General features: G+C 36.7%; 15 protein-coding genes. 11 read left to right on the top strand and 4 right to left on the bottom strand.

Annotation, left to right across the window (positions count from 1 at the left end):
- Positions 1-370: 370 nt before the first annotated feature.
- The 4 genes from FS875_RS07495 to FS875_RS07510 all read right to left on the bottom strand — a co-directional run bounded on the left by FS875_RS07495 (position 371) and on the right by FS875_RS07510 (position 5,360).
- On the bottom strand, positions 371-1,156 hold the full coding sequence (locus tag FS875_RS07495) for a DUF1499 domain-containing protein (RefSeq protein ID WP_144755135.1): 786 nt from the start codon (positions 1,154-1,156) through the stop codon (positions 371-373).
- Between the two features lie 907 nt (positions 1,157-2,063).
- Complete coding sequence (locus FS875_RS07500) at positions 2,064-2,603, bottom strand: DUF1254 domain-containing protein (RefSeq protein ID WP_144755138.1); 540 nt, start codon at positions 2,601-2,603, stop codon at positions 2,064-2,066.
- Complete coding sequence (locus tag FS875_RS07505; RefSeq protein ID WP_144755177.1) at positions 2,596-3,192, bottom strand: DUF1214 domain-containing protein; 597 nt, start codon at positions 3,190-3,192, stop codon at positions 2,596-2,598. Before FS875_RS07505 ends, FS875_RS07500 begins: the two co-directional genes overlap by 8 nt.
- Positions 3,193-3,209: 17 nt before the next feature.
- Positions 3,210-5,360: a transglycosylase domain-containing protein gene (locus FS875_RS07510; protein ID WP_144755141.1), complete on the bottom strand. Its 2,151-nt coding sequence runs from the start codon at positions 5,358-5,360 to the stop codon at positions 3,210-3,212.
- A gap of 360 nt (positions 5,361-5,720) precedes the next feature.
- On the opposite strand from FS875_RS07510, the gene FS875_RS07515 reads away from it, so the two are divergent.
- The 11 genes from FS875_RS07515 to FS875_RS07565 all read left to right on the top strand — a co-directional run bounded on the left by FS875_RS07515 (position 5,721) and on the right by FS875_RS07565 (position 19,182).
- On the top strand, positions 5,721-5,957 hold the full coding sequence (locus tag FS875_RS07515; protein WP_144755144.1) for a hypothetical protein: 237 nt from the start codon (positions 5,721-5,723) through the stop codon (positions 5,955-5,957).
- A gap of 21 nt (positions 5,958-5,978) precedes the next feature.
- Entirely contained in the window at positions 5,979-6,647 is a 669-nt protein-coding gene (locus FS875_RS07520; protein WP_144755147.1) for a response regulator transcription factor, read from the top strand.
- A complete protein-coding gene (locus tag FS875_RS07525) occupies positions 6,644-8,062 on the top strand; it encodes an ATP-binding protein (protein ID WP_144755150.1) in 1,419 nt (472 codons plus the stop codon). Before FS875_RS07520 ends, FS875_RS07525 begins: the two co-directional genes overlap by 4 nt.
- Before the next feature lie 287 nt (positions 8,063-8,349).
- Positions 8,350-9,174, top strand: coding sequence for a tetratricopeptide repeat protein (locus FS875_RS07530; RefSeq protein ID WP_144755153.1), 825 nt, complete (start codon positions 8,350-8,352; stop codon positions 9,172-9,174).
- A 220-nt stretch (positions 9,175-9,394) separates the two neighbouring features.
- Positions 9,395-9,874 carry a cytochrome c maturation protein CcmE gene (gene ccmE, locus FS875_RS07535; RefSeq protein WP_144755156.1) on the top strand — a complete coding sequence of 160 codons (480 nt, stop codon included), beginning with the start codon at positions 9,395-9,397 and terminating at the stop codon, positions 9,872-9,874.
- Positions 9,875-9,881: 7 nt separating this feature from the next.
- Complete coding sequence (locus tag FS875_RS07540) at positions 9,882-11,864, top strand: heme lyase CcmF/NrfE family subunit (RefSeq protein ID WP_144755159.1); 1,983 nt, start codon at positions 9,882-9,884, stop codon at positions 11,862-11,864.
- A complete protein-coding gene (locus FS875_RS07545; RefSeq protein WP_144755162.1) occupies positions 11,861-12,331 on the top strand; it encodes a cytochrome c-type biogenesis protein in 471 nt (156 codons plus the stop codon). Before FS875_RS07540 ends, FS875_RS07545 begins: the two co-directional genes overlap by 4 nt.
- A 171-nt stretch (positions 12,332-12,502) precedes the next feature.
- Positions 12,503-14,014 (top strand): Do family serine endopeptidase, encoded by a 1,512-nt coding sequence (locus FS875_RS07550; protein WP_144755165.1) that lies wholly within the window; start codon positions 12,503-12,505, stop codon positions 14,012-14,014.
- Positions 14,015-14,095: 81 nt separating this feature from the next.
- Positions 14,096-14,782, top strand: coding sequence for a response regulator transcription factor (locus tag FS875_RS07555; RefSeq protein ID WP_144755168.1), 687 nt, complete (start codon positions 14,096-14,098; stop codon positions 14,780-14,782).
- Positions 14,779-16,161, top strand: coding sequence for a sensor histidine kinase (locus FS875_RS07560; protein WP_144755171.1), 1,383 nt, complete (start codon positions 14,779-14,781; stop codon positions 16,159-16,161). The genes FS875_RS07555 and FS875_RS07560 overlap by 4 nt, the downstream gene beginning before the upstream one ends.
- Before the next feature lie 75 nt (positions 16,162-16,236).
- Positions 16,237-19,182 carry a bifunctional [glutamine synthetase] adenylyltransferase/[glutamine synthetase]-adenylyl-L-tyrosine phosphorylase gene (locus FS875_RS07565; RefSeq protein WP_144755174.1) on the top strand — a complete coding sequence of 982 codons (2,946 nt, stop codon included), beginning with the start codon at positions 16,237-16,239 and terminating at the stop codon, positions 19,180-19,182.
- Positions 19,183-19,732 lie beyond the last annotated feature (550 nt).

Raw genomic sequence — 19,732 nt, forward strand, 5'->3', positions numbered from 1 at the left:
CACATTTTTGTTTATTATATTAATTATATTACTTTCTATAACAGTTTTTGTTTGTGTACGTTATTTATATGGACAATAATTATTTATATAATAATGTTTTGATATAAATAATTTATTTGATATTAATATTTAAAAAATTACTGATTACAGTTAGACAGAGTCTTTAAATATTATCATCAATATTTCTGTTTTTTATTTGCTGTTTTTAAATCTTTTTAATTATTTCAAGAATGGGTCGTTTTGAGATTATTGTCTTTTGTATAAGGATTGTCAGTTTATAGCTTTAAAAAAATGATTATTTTCTTATATATCATATTCATTAAAAAATAAGCGATTTTTATGAAATGAAGTGCCTTATCTCTCTTGATTTTTATCCATCATCTTGGGAAAGAGGAAGTGAAGCGATTTCTGTATCAAGGGCATCCATAAAATCGATAATAAAGGCAGCATTGGTTCCTAAATCTCTTGGCAAATAACGAGAAGCAGAGCGCATATCAACAAAGGTGGTATCACCTTCATCAGTTAAGCGGATCACGATGTCTGAAATAAAACCGAGGTAAAAAGTTTTAGCTCTCGTTTCAATATAAATCTCATTTTCTTCGCCTTTAAATTCTCGTTCTGCTACAATAGGCCAATCATACGCAGCTAAAACGTTGAGAACGGATTCGCGAATGCGTTCAGGTGCGCCATCATAACGGCGTCCAGACATTTCTGGCCATTGTGACCTTTGTAATGTTTCTTGTTCAAGCAAAACACTTTTGAGTGGTAAAGCATCACTGGGACGTATTGTGCGAAAAAAAGCCGGTGGTTTTTGTGTATCGGTAGAAATATCGTAAAGAGCAGGTAAAGTAAACCAAAGTCCAAAAAATAATACCAATGGTGTCGCAGTTATGAGTGAATAAACAATTCCCTTTAAAGCTTTCATTCCCCCTAGAGCCCCACAGACCCACAGACTATGAAGTGCTTTAATAGCGAGAAAAACAGAAATAATCACACAACCAGTAGAGATACTGGTCAAAATTATAAAGTCGGTTACATGAATGACGGAAAAACGTTGTAAGATGACTGAAAATAATAAAATAAAAAACGCCACTCCCCCAAATCGAGGGGACCATACTGCTGCCCTTGAAATTAACCGAACATATCTCTTTTTCATAAAGTTTTTCCCCTCAACTGTAAACTATAAGCAAAGTTTTCTCAGATGACATATCTTAAAAAGTTTTTGCTCATAAGACAAAAGTAAAGCACTTATTTTTGAGGTCAAGGATGCATGATATCTCATCAATTTTTAGCGATTATTTTAGGGTTTTCATTGAAGGGAATAAGTATTTCTTCAGCACTTTATTCTATCATTGACAAGAAATTTTATGGAAATATTTGTCAATAAATAGCAATAAACTCAAATAACAAGTTTTACGATTGTTAACAGTATATTTGTTTAAAACTTTCCTTTTTCTCTTCTCATTGTGGGGAATTTTTTGTCAAATAGGCGTATCGAATAACGGAACACCATTAGAAGTGCTAAATTCACGGTGTTTGTTTTAAAGAGACATCTTATTCGTCACAACTATTTTGCGACAACGCTTATGAAGGCTATAACGATAAAGCGATTGAGCATATCCATCTTTACGTTTATGAAAAAGAAAACCGCACCATCATTCTATTTATTCACCACCAATATTCACAGCTCTTGAGCAGATTCTTCATAAGAGGCATTTTTATTGTACAGTTTTTATTTAGGCATCAATTTCGCTTGTCTTATGCAAAAGACGCGGGTTTAATTGATTCAACATGGGATAAGTTTGGAATAAGAGAAACCTACGATCTTTGGAGCGCTTATTCAACATCTCAATAAATTATCATTAGAAGTCAAATTATTATCCAGATATAAGATGAGTGTGTGCAACAGAAATTTCATTCTCTCTCAATAGAAAAATTGATGGATTTAAAATAAGACAAATCTAAATTTGAATATTCGATTCATAGAGGAAAAAGATGACCATTTTGATAGGTTTTATTTCGTTTTTATTAAAAAGTAAGTTGCTATAAAAGCGAGGATATTTTTATTCATAAAATATGCGGCAAGTCGCCGATGAAAGGAAAGCTTCACTTTCTTTTTTTGCAAGGGAAGAGGGGGCAAAAATACGTAAAATGACAAAACCTTCATTCAAATTTTTAGCAACTAAAACTGAATTAGCATTTGCTTTAGGTCTTGATTTTTTGAGCTCTATTATTTGTATGGGTTTTCCAATGATAAGATCAAGTATCGTATCAGGGGCTGTTCGGTCATTAAGGCTGTAAAAAATAATTCCGTTGTGTGTATAGGCTGCCAGTGACCAAAATTGTTGTGTTTTCAAAGCCTTTAAATGAACAGGTCCATTTTCAAGATTAAATCTGCAGACTTTAAGAAGAAAGAGTGGATCAGCAGATTGTTGAATAGGATTATCGGGAGTAAAATTAACAAATTGATAAGGGGCTCCAGATTTTTTAAGGCTTGTCCATATATTATTTTGTGCCCAAGTGGGTATCAGAAAGAGAACACAAATATGAACGATAATAGCGCCAATGATTGCAAGAAGTGTGGTATGAATAAATCTAGTCACAATTTATTTGTCCTGATGGGATTTGTTCTATTGAGGGCATGGTGAGCTTTTGTAATGCCGTTGCTGAGATGATTGGGGTATCGTATAAGGTGAGAATAAGTCCGAATTCTTTTTGACTAACGGTTGCAAGCCAATTGCCGGCTTGCGGTGTAGGTGAAATATGGATATGCAATGCGCCATTATGCTCATAAGTAATAGCGTTCGTGTGGAGTTCAAAAGGTAGTTCTTTTGATGAAGTATAGGGTTTAAGAGATTTGTCAGCTGCATAAAGGGTAAAAAGCCGGGTTTCTGGGATGGTGCCTTTGAGCAAATAATGACAATGAGGGTGGAGTGGACGCCCTTGATTATCTTGCCAAATCTGGAATTGAATACCTTCAGTACGTCCAAGTGAAACAATGCCTTGTTTGGCAGTGCGAGCGCGGGTGTAAGGATCCATATTGGTGGTGCTGACTTGTGGGTAAGCGCTCCATTTTCCAATTGCAAAGCGTCCAAAATGAGGAAAGGAATTGAGCACATAATCAACACTTAGTATTCCGCATAAAATAGAAAAAGCGAAGATAAAAAAGAAAATGATAATATTAAAAAGCATCAGTGAATATTTTGAATTCAAAATGTTGAATCTCCATTTATTTTCATTTTTAAAGAAATTGCAGAGGTCTTTTTCAGATCTTTGTTAATCAAGTGCACGATATTCAATGTTTCAGGAGAAAGCCTAGAGGGTATTGGGGAAAAAAACTCAGAATCTGTATGGGAGGAGGGTGTTTGAGGCTGATAAGGAAGGAGAGAATCCTTAACACCGTAGAGTTGTTTGAGCATAATATTTTGGTGTGCTGCAAGCATAATGCGATGCCATATCATGGCGGGAACACCTCCCCCAAAAGCACGATTCATGGGTGAAAAGTTATCATTTCCCATCCATACTGCGCCAGTATAATTACCTGTAAAGCCCACAAACCAAGCATCGCGATAGGATTGTGATGTTCCAGTTTTTCCAGCAACAAGTGTCATGGGGAGAGCAGCACGTTTACCGGATCCTCGTGTTGTGACACCCACCATCATTTGGTTCATATAAGCTGCTGATTGACTGCTGAGAACTCGGTGTAATTTTTTTCCGTTATGCTCGAAATCCCACACTAAATGACCATCGATTGTTCTGATTTGTGTGAATCCATGACGATTACCAGCTATTCCACCATTCGCAAAGACATTAAAGCCAGTTGCTTGATCCATGGGCGTCATGTTGGAAGTACCAAGAACCATCGTTTTGTGTGATAGAATATGCGCGTTGATTCCCATATTCTTGATGAGATCTATGATGGGTTTTGTATCGCGGTTAAGATATTGGTAGGTGAGATAAACAGGGACTGTATTAATAGAAAAAGCTAAAGCTGTTGCTAAATCAATTTTTCCCAGATAACGACCAGAATTATTTTTGGGTGTCCAACCTCCCCAATTAATGGGGGCATCTAAAACAATGGTTGAAGGTGAAAGACCGCGTTCTAGTGCGGCTGCGTAAACATAAGGTTTAAATGAAGAACCAGGTTGTCGGCCACCTTGTGTCGCTCTATTAAATTGGCTCTTTTTGTAATCTAGTCCTCCAACAATTGCACATACAGCACCGTTATTGTCAAGTATAACAGTGGCGGCTTGTGTTACGCGATATTGTTGACCATATTGATGTAAATGATAGGCAATTGATTCTTCTGCTACTTTTTGAAGTTCTGGATCAAGGGTTGTTTGAATAATTAAATGATAACTGGGGAGTTGATCACGCATTTTTTTGACTTCTTCGAATGCCCAATCAAGAAAATAGCCAGGCTGATTATTATCTATTGGGGGAAGTGCCCTAGCAGGGTGGCGATGTGCGTTAATAATCTGGCTTTCTGTCATAAAACCACTGTTAACAAGATTAGAAAGGACAACATTAGCACGTGTTTGAGCCGCAAAGAGATGACTATGAGGAGCATATTTTGTTGGGGCTTTAAAGAGTCCTGCTAACATAGCCGATTCACTTAAAGAGACATGACGTATGTTTTTTCCAAAATAAAATTTTGCTGCTGCTGCACTACCAAAATTATTTCCTCCCATATAGACACGATCAAGATAAAGTTGCAAAATTTGTTTTTTACTAAAATTAGCCTCTAACCAAAGAGCAAGATAAGCTTCTTTGATTTTACGTGTTATGGTTCGCTCATTTGTTAGGAATAAATTTTTAGCCAATTGTTGTGTGAGCGTTGAACCACCTTGCACGACACCTTTAGCTTGCATGTTTTGTGAAATTGCTCGTGTAAGTCCCTGAAAATCGATGCCCCAATGATCGAAAAAACGACGGTCTTCTGTAGCGAGAACCGCTTTAATAAAGGTGTCAGGCATTTCTTCAACAGGGACAGAGGTCGCCAGCAGTGCACCACGGTGCCCAATGGGATTTCCATAGCGATCGAGAAAAAGAATGGAAAAATTCTGTGGAGAGGACCAATCTTTTTGGGTCAGTTTAAAAACAGAAATGCCAAAAATGGTAAAAAGAGTAAAGCCTATCAATCCTAATGTTAATATTTCATCGAGAACTTCAACGATAAAACGTTTCCATCCTTGAAGATGAAAATTTTGAGAGATGATTTTTGCCTTTTTCCAAAAAAAACTGTTAGCAGAATAAATGTGATAAAGCGCTGTATCTAATCGTGCATCTAATTCGATGAGAGCAGGGCTGTGAAACGGTTTATGCTGTTGTTCTTTCTTTTTTTTAAAAAAATTAAACATTTAAAAAAGAGCCTATAGCAAAGCAATACAACCAAACAAATCTATAAAATTTATATGGAGTAGAAGTATTTTTTTTCTATAGTGATACAAAGAAAGAGTTTATTTAAAGATTATTCATTTTTCGTAAGACTGTGTATTAAGAATTTATTATTTTATCCAATAAACTTTCTTGTTATTATTAAAAATATTTTATTTTGATGTTTTAAAAATTTGGATTACTATTAACACGTTATTCTGTAAGACAGAGGATAAATTATTTTTCATTTGTGGTTTTTAAACTGCCCCCTTTAAATTGACCCCAAAAAAGACATTATTTTTTTGATCTTATCTTATGATAAGAAGATAGGTTGTGAAATATCTATGATGAAAAAAGTTTTATTGTTCGTGATAATAGTAGCTTTTTTAGGAGCTGATTCTGTTATGGCTGCGGGTTGTGCTGAGGTGGGTAAAAGGGTTGCAACTCAGGAGAAGGGGGTTCTGGTCCGTTCAAAACTAGTTGTTCAGGATGGAAGGGATATGTGTGCAGTTGTGGTTGTTATCCCAGCTCGTAATGGTGAGAAATTGCGCCGTGTTGAGGCTCTCGTTCCTGCTGATTAGTCCTTAGCAGATGGTGTTTTGATGCGTATCTTAATCGTTGAAGATGATCGGAATCTTCACCATCAATTGGCAGAAGCTGTAAGACGTGCGGGCTACGTTTTCGATAGTGCTTTTGATGGTGAAGAGGCTTATTTTTTAGGAAGTACAGAGTCTTATGATGCGGTGATCCTTGATATAGGTTTGCCGCAGATTGATGGACTTCATGTTGTTGAAAAGTGGCGTCAAGAAGGGCGTACCATGCCTGTTTTAATGTTAACGGCACGAGATCGTTGGTCTGATAAGGTGCTTGGTATTGATGCTGGAGCTGACGATTATGTTGTGAAGCCATTTCATTTGGAGGAAGTGATGGCGCGCTTGCGGGCACTCATTCGTCGTGCGACAGGACATGCAACAAGTGCCTTATGTTGCGGGAATGTTATGTTAGATACGAAGACATCTCGTGTTTTCGTAGATGGTCAATTGATTAAACTAACATCTTATGAATTCAGGCTTCTTTCGTATCTGATGCATCATTGTGATAGGGTTATTTCAAGAACGGAGCTGACTGAACATCTTTATGATCAGGATTTTGATAAGGATTCAAATACGGTGGAAGTTTTTATAGGGCGGTTACGCAAGAAGCTTGGCGTGGATTTGATTGAGACGATCCGAGGAATGGGGTATCGCGTGAGAACGCTAGGTGATGAATGAATGTTTTCAAAGAGGATAATTGGTTTCAGAGGTTTTTTTTTGTCATTACGCGATCGCTCAGTTTACGTGTTATGATCTTATCAACGCTATGGATTGTTATTTCTCTTTTATCGATTTCTGCAGTAAGTATTTTATTTTATAAGCGTTCAACTGAAGAGAGCCTAGAGCGTATCCTTTCTGCTCAACTCTACAGTTTGATTGCAACAGTAACGGTATCACCAGACGGCAATTTGAGAGGAGGAGCTGGAATTGATGATATTCGGTATGCTGATCCAACAACGGGATGGTATTGGGAAGTTGTTGCGATATCCCATAATTTAAAAGGAAGATTGACCTCCCCCTCATTGGGAACAGGAGAGATATTTACACCCAGCGATGTCGATATACCTTTTGACAATAAATTCTTTCGCTCTTATCGGATAAAGGGAAAGAATGGTCAAAAGCTCCAAGTAATTGAGAGTGATGTTATTCTTGATAATAAAAATCATATTGCACGTTTTCGACTTGTTGGAAATATTGATGAAGCGCATGCTCAAGTTAAGGAATTTAAGCGAACTTTGCAAATTTTTCTTTGGAGTTTTGGTCTCGGGAGTGTTCTGATTAATATTGCTCTTATTTTCTTTAGTTTTCAGCCGTTGAAGCTTATTCGACGGGCATTGAATGATATTCGCGAAGGAAGAGTTCACTATGTGAATACCGATTTAGTGAGCGAAGTGATGCCGCTTGCCCAAGAGATGAATGCTCTCATTAAGAATAATCAGCATATTATTGAGCGATTTCGCACACAGGTTGGTAATCTCGCACATTCATTGAAGACACCTCTATCCGTGATTATGAATGAAACAGATAAGATGCGTGGAGAAAAGGCTCATTTGTTGAGAGAGCAAACGCAAATCATGCAAGCTCAAATCAATCGTTATCTTCAGCGAGCGCGGCTTGCAGCACAATGCGGTAGTATTGTCTATCATACATCTGTTCGCAATGTGATGGATCGTTTAGTGCGGGTTATGAAAAAGCTTAATCCTGAAAAACAAATTGAATTTATTATGGAAGTTGATGATATTGTTTTTTCTGGAGAGAAGGAAGATTTAGAAGAAATTATAGGCAATTTAATTGAAAATGCTACTCAGTGGTCTCGCACAAAAGTATTGATCTCTTGTTTTTTAGAAGAAAACCTTGAAGAAGAAAGATATTTTAGTATCCTTGTTGAAGATGATGGTCCTGGTTTAACAGAAGATAAAATTGATGAAGCGTTAAAAAGAGGGAAGCGGTTTGATGAAAGCAAACCGGGGACAGGTTTAGGGTTAGCAATTGTTTCAGATATGGTCGGTGAATATGGTGGCACTCTCTTTTTATCGCGTTCTGTCTTAGGTGGGTTGTGTACAAAAGTTTTATTACCCAAAAGAGGAGAATAATACATTTTTTTCTTAAGCAGGAAATATCTATAGAGTTTGTAAAGAAATATTTAGACAATACAAAAAAGTAGGGAGACATTTCAGAAGATCTTTCAATTTATAATCAAACTATGAAAATAAAGCCTTGTTTTTATTTTCTTGATATAAGAGACCTATTGAGAGAAATGAACGATAGATTTTATGATATTCTTCATAAAAAGCTAAATTTTTATCATTTCACATCACTCTTTTCATGAAGAGGGTAAAAGATAAGCGCGTTATCTTTTGTTTGTATTGGAAAAAATAATATGCTCCTCCTCGTTTTTGTAGCATTCTTTCTCATTTTTTTGGCAATTATTCTTTTTCTGTCACTCCGTTTTGATGATGGGGTAAAGAAAAAGTGGCAAGTTCAAACCATGGATGGTTATAGAAATCATATCCATACGGTTGAGTCTCGTAAGCTTTATAAGCATTATCAAAAAAGAAATATTTTTAAAACGCTAAGTGTTTTGTTTGTTCTTGTTATGACATGGAGTATCTATGGGCTGACAGGCAATCCAGAAGTAAAAAGTTATTTTTTTAGCGAATTAATGGATAAGAATCCTAAACTTCTCAGTAAGCAAGAAAAGCTTGTTCGTTTACAAGTGCTTTTTTTCCGTTCCCCTTATGATGGCAAATTAGCTGATGCCTTAGCAGTGGGGTATCTCGAAGAAAGTCATTTTCAAGAAGCTGTGAATACTTATTTAGATGCTCTTCGTTTGAATGGAGAAACGGCGCCAAGGCTTGTAGGATATGGTTTAGCATTGGTTGGTTATGAAGGGGGAATGATAACGCAAGAGGCACAAAGAGCTTTTCAAAAAGCAGCAGATTTAGCACCAACAGATTTTTATCCGCGCCTCTTGTTGGCCGATGCATTTCATCAAGCTGGAAAAACGGCGCAGGCAGTGCAGTTTTTACAAAGCTTTCTTGATACAATGCCTAAAAATTTTACAGGACGCTCACGGGTTGAAAAAATGATAATTCAGTTACTTGGCTCATTAAATAAACCGACAGAGAAAAGTGATCGTCACCAATTAGAAAGATTAAGAGAAGTGATCATTCTAGAAGAGGAAGGGATAGGTGAAGGAGGGTGAAGAGCAGAAATGAAGAATGTCAAGAGCACAGGTACAAGTTGTTATAGAGTCAATAAAAATTGGTATAAAAACTAAAAAAGAAGAAAGGTATTGATAAGCGTGTTGGCAAAAGTGAGTATTAGATAAAAAGTTGCACCTATAGAGAAGATGTGCAAAGCTCTTTAAGAAATAAAATATGGATGCTTATAGAACGTGTTTAAATTTTTTTTGTTGAGTGTCTATGAATAATCAATCTTTAAAGAACTCTGCTTCGTTAAAGCTCATTTTAAAGCAGCGAAAAAAAAAGCGCTTACGGATCATCTTATTGTGTTGTTTGGTTATGGCAATAGCAGCAAGTCTCATTGTATATGCAATGCGTCATGCGGTCAGTTTTTTTAGAATGCCCTCTGAAATTACAAGAGAAGATATTTTAACAGGGCGTCCTTTGCGTTTGGGCGGTTTTGTTGAAAAGGGGAGCGTTCAATATATTGAAGAGAGTAGCGTTATTTTTTTTATAACGGATAACACAAAACATAAAAAAGTGGTTTTTAAAGGTGTCTTACCAGATCTTTTTCGTGAAGGTCAGGGGGTGATTGTAGAAGGGCATTTCGATAAACAGGGTTTTTTTATAGGGACGCGTATTTTAGCAAAACATGATGAAACTTATATGCCTAAAGAAACTGCTGATCGCTTGAAAAAAAATTACAGTATGGAGAAATAATTCGATTGTGCTTGTCGAACTGGGTCACATTTTTTTAGCCGCAGCATTTGCCGTAAGCTTATTAGAATCTTTCTTACCTGCTTTAGGTTTTTGGAGGAAAGAGCGTTTGTTAATGCAAACAGCTATCCCTCTCACATATATCACTTTCACATTATTGCTCTTTTCTTTTTTAGTGATGATTTATGCTCATATTGTCTCTGATTTTTCTGTTTTGAATGTTGTTGAGAATTCTCATTCAGAAAAACCGATGCTCTATAAAATCACAGGTGTTTGGGGTAACCACGAAGGCTCTATGTTATTATGGGTCTTAAGTCTTACTTTTTTTAGTGCATTGATGGCCTTCTTTAGCCAAGATTTACCAACAGATTTTAAGGCACTTATTTTAATTTGCCAAAGTTGGATTACAAGCGCTTTTCTTCTCTTTATTCTTTTTGTATCCAACCCATTTTTACGTATGAATCCACCAGCATTACAGGGAAATGACCTCAATCCTCTTTTACAAGATATTGCATTAGCGATTCATCCTCCCCTTCTTTATTTAGGTTATGTTGGTTTTTCACTTTGTTTTTCTTTTGCCGTTGCGGCATTGATTATGGGGCATATTGATAGGATTTGGGCACGTTGGGTTCGTCCTTGGCTTCTACTTTCTTGGTGTCTTTTGACATTGGGGATTATGGTTGGCTCCTATTGGGCTTATTATGAGCTAGGATGGGGAGGATATTGGTTTTGGGACCCTGTTGAAAATGTTTCGTTTATGCCTTGGCTTTCAGGAACGGCTCTTTTACATTCTACTCTTGTTCTCGAAAAACGAGGAATATTGAAAAGTTGGACTTTGTTTTTAGCGCTGCTTACTTTTTCTCTTTCTCTTATGGGAACGTTTCTTGTTCGCTCTGGTCTTTTAATATCTGTTCATAGTTTTGCCGTTGATCCAGCGCGAGGGAAAGCAATTCTTGCACTTTTATTTTTTTTTACGGGAGCATCTTTTCTGCTTTTTGCCTTACGCATCCCTCTTTTAAAAACAGGAAGATTTTTTCAACCAATTTCGCGCGAAGGGTTTATTGTTTTAAATAACTTGTTACTGACAACAATAACAGCAACAGTATTGATTGGTACGCTCTATCCTTATTTTATTGAGATGCTAACAGGACAAAAAATTTCTGTAGGGGCTGCTTTTTTCAACCTTACCTGTGGGCCGCTCATGCTTTTGCTATTGTTTCTTGTTCCGTTTGGTTCAATGATGGCATGGAAACGCGGTGATTTTCCCGCAGTTTTTGAACGGTTGTGGTTTGTTCTTATTTCGGTTGGTATCATCTGTATAATATTTTACGCGACATCTGTGCGTGATATTCTCGCAGTTTTAGGCATTGGGCTATCGACGTTTGTTTTTTTAGGCAGTTTAGCGGATCTGTGGGGGAAGAGCGGATATGGCAAGAAAGCTTTTTCAGTACGCGTTAAGAGACTTGTTGGATTACCATGGTCAGTTTTTGGTGCAGCAATAGCACATATGGGACTAGGCGTTACATTATTTGGTATTATTTGTGTGGCAAGTTTTAGTCAAGAACGTATTTTAACCATGAACGTAGGAGAGTGGGTGACGATAGCAGATAAAACGCTTTATTTTGATAGTGTGGATAATCGTTTTGGTTCGAATTATTCGTCAATGGAGTTTTATTTTAAAATATATGAAAATAAAAAAATTGTGGGTCATATAACAGCTTCAAAGCGATTTTATTCAAGCCAAAATACATCAACAACGGAAGTTGGTCTTCAAAATTATGGCTTATCACAGCTCTATATTGTGCCGGGACATCTCGATAATCAGGGTCTTGTTGTGCACATATGGTGGAAGCCTTATATAATATGTATTTGGTTAGGCGCATTCATGATGGCTATAGGCGGATGTTTTTCCCTTCTGGGATATTGGTTTCGCACTGGAGCCTACAGGAGGGTACTGCTTGCTTTAAGTTTTGGGAGGAAGACATTGAGATGAAAAAAAATCTTTGGCTCTTATGTTTTTTAATCGTAATATTTCCTTTTCGATTAGCGATAGCAGTAGAGCCGGATGAGATTTTAAAGGATACAGTTCTTGAAAAGCGCGCGCGCGATATTTCATCTCATTTACGTTGTCCGGTTTGTCAAAATCAATCAATTGATGATTCAGACACTTCTCTAGCACGTGATTTAAGGATTTTAATTCGGGAAAAATTAAAAATGGGCTATAGCAATCAGCAAGTGATTGATTTTCTTGTTGAGCGATATGGTGAATTCATTCTCTTAAAACCGCCATTGAATAAAACAACTTGGTTTTTATGGTTTTCGCCTTTGATTATTATCATCATTGGTACAAGTGTCATATTTTTTCAGTTAAAACGGTATAACCGTGAGAAACTAATGATTGTAAATGCAACGGGGGGAAAAAGTCAAAAACGCTATTATAGTAAAAAGGATATTATATAGAGGAAGGAGTTTAGCTTATCTGCAATGAGCAATCAACTTTATTGTAATGATATTGGTGGATACTAAAATCTTACAAAACTTTAACAATTTAGACAGAAAACGGTAAGGTCTGGTATTTTATAGGTAATCAGATTGGGATAGAAAGTATGATTAAATAGGAGCATAGAGTAAATGTTAAAAAAAACTTTCTTTAAAACGTTTGTCGCAGTAAGTTTTTCCGCAGTACTGGAGAGTGCACTGTTTTTTAGTGGATGTACATCAAGCTTATGGACGACAAAGGCTCATGCAAGTTCTGTATTTACTTCGTTAGTGCAACAACAGGGATTTGCAGATATCGTTGCTCAGGTAAAACCAGCGGTTGTTGCGGTGCAAGTAAAGAGCAATAAAAAGAAAGAAGATTGGTTCTTTAGCAACTTTTTTAGTGGACCAGGGATTGATCAATTACCAGATCAACATCCTTTAAAAAGGCTTTTTAAAGAGTTTTATGATTTTGATAAGCCTAAAAATAAATTTCCTCATCATTCACAAAGGCTCCGTCCTATCGCTTTTGGATCGGGTTTTTTTATTTCATCTGATGGTTATATTGTGACTAATGATCATGTGATTTCTGAAGGAACAAATTATACTGTTGTTCTTGATGATGGTACAGAATTGAATGCAAAGCTCATCGGAAAAGATCCCAAAACTGACCTTGCAGTTCTAAAAGTAAATGACAAAAGAAAATTTTCCTATGTTGATTTTGGTGATGATTCAAAGCTTCGCGTTGGTGATTGGGTTGTTGCTATTGGTAATCCATTTGGCCTTGGTGGAACTGTAACAGCAGGTATTGTTTCTGCCCGTGGACGAGATATTGGCACCAGTAGTTATGATGATTTTATTCAAATTGATGCTGCTGTTAATAGAGGAAATTCTGGAGGTCCAACTTTTGATTTGAATGGCAAGGTTGTTGGCGTTAATACAGCAATTTTTTCTCCTTCAGGAGGCAATGTTGGGATCGCTTTTGCTATTCCGGCAGGGACAGCAAAACAGGTTGTGCAACAACTTATCGAAAAAGGTTCAGTTCAACGTGGTTGGCTTGGAGTTATGATTCAGCCAGTAACGAAGGAAATTTCTGATTCGATAGGTTTAAAAGAAGCGAAAGGTGCTTTGGTTACTGATCCATTAAAAGGACCAGCAGCAAAGGCTGGTATCAAGGCAGGTGATGTCATTCTTTCAGTGAATGATGAAAAAATTAATGATTCTCGTGACTTGGCAAAGCGTATTGCAAATATGAGCCCGGAAGAAACCGTGACTTTAGAGATTTTTAGATCCGGTAAGGAGGAAAAGATCAAAGTTAAACTTGCTGCAATGCCTGAAGATGAAGGTAAGAAAGAAAGTTCAAAATATTTAAATGAACGTGGTAATTCAGATGAGACATTAGAAGATTATGGGTTAATTGTTGCTCCTTCTGAGGATGGTTTAGGATTGGTTGTAACGGATGTGGATTCGGATTCAGATGCTGCTGATAAGGGAATCCGTCCAGGTGATGTTATTGTGACAGTGAATAATAAATCTGTTAAAAAGACCTCTGATATTACCGATACGATTAAGAATGCTCAAAAGCTAGGTCGAAAAGCTATTCTCCTACAAGTGCGAACAAATGATCAAAATCGTTTTGTCGCTCTTCCAATTTTCAAAAAATAGCACTTTATTATGAGTGGGGCAGAGATTTTGTAGATTTCTGCCCTACAATGCGATTTTATAAAAATAACGGAGATGTGTTTTATGAAAATACTCGTTATCGAAGATGATCGTGAAACAGGACTTTATCTCGAAAAAGCTTTTTTGGAGGTAGGACATTCCGTTGATGTTGCCTATGATGGTGATACGGGATACGCCTTAGCTGAAACAGAAAATTATGATGTTATGGTTGTTGATCGGATGCTTTTGCATCGTGATGGGCTTTCTATTATTTCACAATTGCGTGCTAAAGGCAATGAAACACCCGTTCTTATCCTTTCAGCTTTAGGGCAAGTCAATGATCGTGTGACGGGATTGCGTGCAGGGGCAGATGATTATTTGACAAAGCCTTATGCTTTTTCTGAACTTCTTGCACGTGTTGAAGTATTACAACGGCGGAAGAATCCTAAAGAAGCAGAAACTGTTTATTGCGTAAGCAATCTTGAGCTTGATAGGTTAGCCCATACGGTAAAACGGGGTGATAAAAACATTCTATTGCAACCACGAGAGTTTCGTCTCCTTGAATATTTAATGCGCTATGCGGGGCAGGTTGTTACACGCACGATGCTTTTGGAAAATGTTTGGGATTATCATTTTGATCCGCAAACAAATGTCATTGATGTTCATATATCTCGCTTGAGAGCAAAAATTGAAAAAGACTTTGATGTTCCACTTCTTCATACAGTGCGTGGCGCTGGATATATGCTGAAAGAACCAGATAACAAAGCATGAATCGTTTGATGAATATAATGCGCACGACTGCGCTAAGGCTTTCAGCACTTTACATTTTATTGTTTGGATTGGTGGCAACAGGTCTTTCTATTTACATGACAGCATTTTCTGCTTCGCTGTTAAAAGAGCAGACTGAACAGGCTTTACATGAAGAATTAAAGTATATTGAAAATGCTTATAATTATGGGGGGCTTTCTTTATTAATGCGTACGATAGATTATCGTTCAAGACAACCAGGGGCATTTCTTTATCTTGTTACGGATCCTATGGGGCGTATTTTAGCAGGTAATGTAGCACGTATTGAATTAGGTCTTTTGCAACAGAATGGTTTTATTTCTACCTCCTTTTTGTATTCTCGTTTTGGAGAACATGGCAAAACAAGTGAACATCGCGCTTTGGCAGTTGTTTTTGATTTACCTAATGCTATGAAGATCCTTATAGGACGCGATTTGGATGAGCCCGAACGTTTTGCGGCAGTTATTCGTAAGGCTGTAATCATTGCACTTGCTGCAATGGTGGGAGGAGCTTTACTCATATGGTTTTTTGTTGGCAGGAGAGCTTTACAAAGGATTGATCAGGTCACGGCAGCATCACGGCGCTTGATGGATGGTGATTTCAGTGGGCGTTTACCGGTTTCTGGGGTAGGGGATGAGTTTGATCGATTATCAACAAATCTTAATGTTATGTTAGACCGTATTGAAGAGTTAAATATTGGTTTACGTCAAGTGTCGGATAATATTGCTCATGATCTAAAAACACCGTTAACACGTCTTAGAAATCGTGCTGAAGAGGCACTTTCGGGAAATAAGACAAAGATTGAATATCGTCAGGTCCTTGAGAGTGTTATTTCTGAATCAGATCAACTTATTCGTACGTTTAATGCGATTTTAATGATTTCACGCATTGAAGCGAGCAGTGCAATTGAGCATCTTGAGATGATGAATATGAAACTGATCCTTGAAGATGCTGTTGAGCTTTACGAACCTTTTGCTGAAGAGTCAGGCGTTTTACTTCAGTTAGGAGATATTTTTGATAAAGAGCTTAAATTGAATCGTGAGCTTATTGCGCAAACAATTTTTAATCTTATCGATAATGCGATTAAATATGCATCTAAAGATAGAGGAAAAGCAAAGGTTTGCTTATCAATGGAATATCGTGATGAACATTTATTAGTTGTTGTAAGCGATAATGGTCCAGGAATAGCAGAGGACAAACGTGAAAAAGTAACAGAACGATTTGTTCGTCTTGAAGAAAGCCGTACGCAACCTGGTTTTGGGATTGGCTTGAGTATAGCAAAAGCAGTTATGAAGCTGCACGGGGGTGAATTATTACTTGAAAATGCAAATCCAGGACTTAGAGCTGTTTTGTTATTTCCTTAATGATATTTTTTCACTTTTTTCTTTTCATACGGAACAACTATTTTAAAAGTATAATGCAATAGAAAGGAAGGCAAAATGCTTTTCAAGGGAGTTCAGACAAAACAAGCTTTTTTAAAAACACAGCTTCTCCCTTTATGCCCTCTCAATGAAAGTGGTTCCCAATGGTTAAAAGATATGGAAGAACAAGCAAGGAAAGAAGGTTTAGAACCGCTTGTTTCTCTCATTTCAAAGAATGGAATACAGATTGATTTTATCCGTTCAGTTATGACCTTGTCTCCTTTTTTGCGTGAGGTTTTAATTGCCAATCCATCATATCTTAGTCCTTTATTGTATGTTGGTATAGAAACAAGGATAAGCAAAATTATCGATGATATTACGGTTATTGATCAGGATAAATCGATAAATGAAACTTCGTTAATGGCTGCTTTAAGGCGCAAAAAACGAGAGGTGCATGTTCTTATTGCTTTAGCTGATTTGAGTGGTGTTTTTACTTACGAAGTTTCATGTACTTGGTTGACACGTTTGGGTGAAGCAGCATTAGGTGTAGCATTGCGTTTTCTCTTAAGAGAAGCGCATGATCATGGTAAGATTACTTTGCTGAGCCGCGAAAATCCGGAAAAAGACTGTGGTTTAATCATTTTAGGGATGGGAAAATTAGGAGCAGGAGAACTTAATTATTCTTCTGATATTGATCTTATTGTTTTCATTGATGAAGCGTCTCCTCATATTGGTAATCTTTCTGAAAGTGTCGACGTATTTTCTAAAATGGTACGCCGATTAATCCGTATCATTCAAGAGCGCACTGTGGAAGGATATGTTTTTCGTCTTGATTTTCGTCTTCGTCCAGATCCAGGATCAACACCTTTGGCTTTACCAGTAAGGACTGCCTTACGGTATTACGAAGGGCGTGGACAAAATTGGGAACGAGCTGCTATGATTAAAGCACGTCCAGTTGCTGGCGATAAGAGAGCAGGTTTTAACTTTCTTAAAGAGCTTTTTCCTTATGTGTGGCGCAAATATTTAGACTATGCTGCGATAGCTGATATTCATTCGATCAAACGTCAAATTCATGCGCATAAAAGTTACGGTCAAATTGCTGCTTATGGTCATAATATAAAGTTAGGTCGTGGTGGTATTCGTGAAATTGAGTTTTTTGTTCAGACACAACAACTTATTGCTGGTGGGCGTTTTCCTCAATTACGTGGACGTCAGACAGTTGCAATGTTAGCAGAACTGCACACGCTTGGTTGGATCAGTGAGAAAACGCGAGATAGCCTTATAAAAAGTTATGCTTTTCTAAGAAATGTGGAACATCGTATTCAGATGCTTGCGGATGAACAAACGCATCTTCTTCCCAGTGATATTTCTCAATTCACGAGTGTTGCTTATTTAATGGGTTATCAAGACAGGAGCAGTTTTATTCGCGATTTATTAAAAACACTTCGGGTTGTTGAAAAACACTATGCAGCACTGTTTGAGAATGAACAAGAACTCGGTTTAGAAACTGGTAATTTAGTTTTTACAGGAGAAGGAGATGATCCGGAGACATTAATAACATTAAGCCGTTTAGGTTTTGAAAGAGCGAGTGATATTTGTCGCATTATGCGCACCCTCCATTGTGGTCGTTATAAAGCAACGCAATCCGCTGAAGCACGCGAAAGATTAACAGAATTAACACCAGCTCTTTTGAAAGCTTTTGGTGCAACAAAACGAGCTGATGAAGCAATGTTGCGTTTTGATAGTTTTTTACAAGGATTGCCTTCAGGAATTCAGCTTTTTAGTCTTTTGCAGTCTAATCCCTCCCTTTTAGATATGCTTGTCCTGATCATGGGGGCAGCACCACGTCTTGCGGAAATTATTACACGCAGATCTCATGTTTTTGATGGAATGTTAGACCCAAATATTCTTTCAGAATTACCGACAAAAGCCTATTTAGAAAAACGACTTGAATATTTTCTTGAAGATGTTTCCTCTTATGAGGAAATCCTCGATCATTTAAGAATTTTTGCAGATGAGCAACGTTTTTTGATTGGTATTCGAATTTTGAATGGTACAATTACAGGAGAAAGAGCAGGTTTTGCTTTTACTGCGCTTGCTGATCTTATGATTACAAAAACATTTGCTACCGTTCAAGAGGAGTTTTCTCGTCTTCATGGCCATATTAAAGGGGGGCGTGTTGGCATATTGGGAATGGGAAAGCTTGGAAGTCGTGAATTAACAGCTGGTTCGGATGTTGATATCATGTTGCTTTATGAACACGATGAAGGTACAGAAATATCTGATGGAGAAAAGCCTCTTTACATCTCTCAATATTATACGCGTTTAGCACAGCGTTTTGTTTCTGCTTTATCCACACTGACAAGTCAAGGTGTTCTTTATGCCGTTGATTTAAGGTTACGGCCCTTAGGCAATAAAGGACCTGTTGCTGTTTCTTTTCCATTTTTTAAAAAATATTATCGTCAAGAAGCATGGATATGGGAATATCTTGCTCTAACAAGGGCGCGGGGCATTACAGGAGATCCTGATTTTTTACAAAAGCTAGAAAGTGAAGTGTGTACAATTATTGCTCTTTCTCGTGATAAGAATGAAGTTGCAAAAGAAGTATATGAAATGCGCTCTTTGATTGCAAAAGAAAAGCCACCAAAAAATCAATGGGATTTTAAAACGATGTCTGGTGGTATTATGGATTTAGAGTTTATTGCTCAATTTGCTCTTATTACACATGTTATTGAGTTTCAAATTGGGATGACGACAGCAGATATTTTAGATCACTTACCAAACAGTTTTCTTAATCAGTCATGTATTGCTGATTTACATTATGCCTATCGTCTCTATACAAATTTGAGTCAAATTATACGGCTTTGCTTAAATGATCCCCTTGATCCCAATGATATGCCACCTGGATTAAGTGATCTTTTGTTAAATAGCGTTGGTGAACCCGATTTGCTTCGTGTTGAAAAATTAATTGCAGAAACTGGGCAATTGGTCTGTTCAATTTTTATAAAAATTATAAAATATTAAATATCTCTTATAATAATTTTATAAAAGTATTGAATATAATTTTCAGATAAAAGCTAAACAGATATATAGAATAATAAAGTTTGTTCATTCCATTTTATATATTCATTTTGATACTTCTTTATACGCTCGAGAGCTTTAGAGGGTAAAAGCTTTTCTCTATTCGTTTCGTCAAATGTAATGAAAGAATTTTTCTATTAAATGAGCTTATTCTAGGCATTATTCTTCATATAAAAAGCAATGGAATGACGAGTTATTAGTACATAATACTCTTTATAAGCCTTAGCTCATGGGGATGATAAAAGCATAAGGCTTATTTATAAAGCAGCAGTTTATCAGATACATTTATGAATTGAGAGATCTTCAACACAAGAAGATGTGCAAGGTGTTTTTATTACACAGCTTTAGATAAAATCTTATAAAGGTTATGGCTATATATGATTTCTTATAACACGAGTATTACGAAGATATTTAAGTAAATAAGACAAAAAAATTTATTTATTATATCTCTTATTTTTTCAAAAAATTAATATTATAATTATTGATATAATGC

Source organism: Bartonella saheliensis, assembly GCF_902162175.1.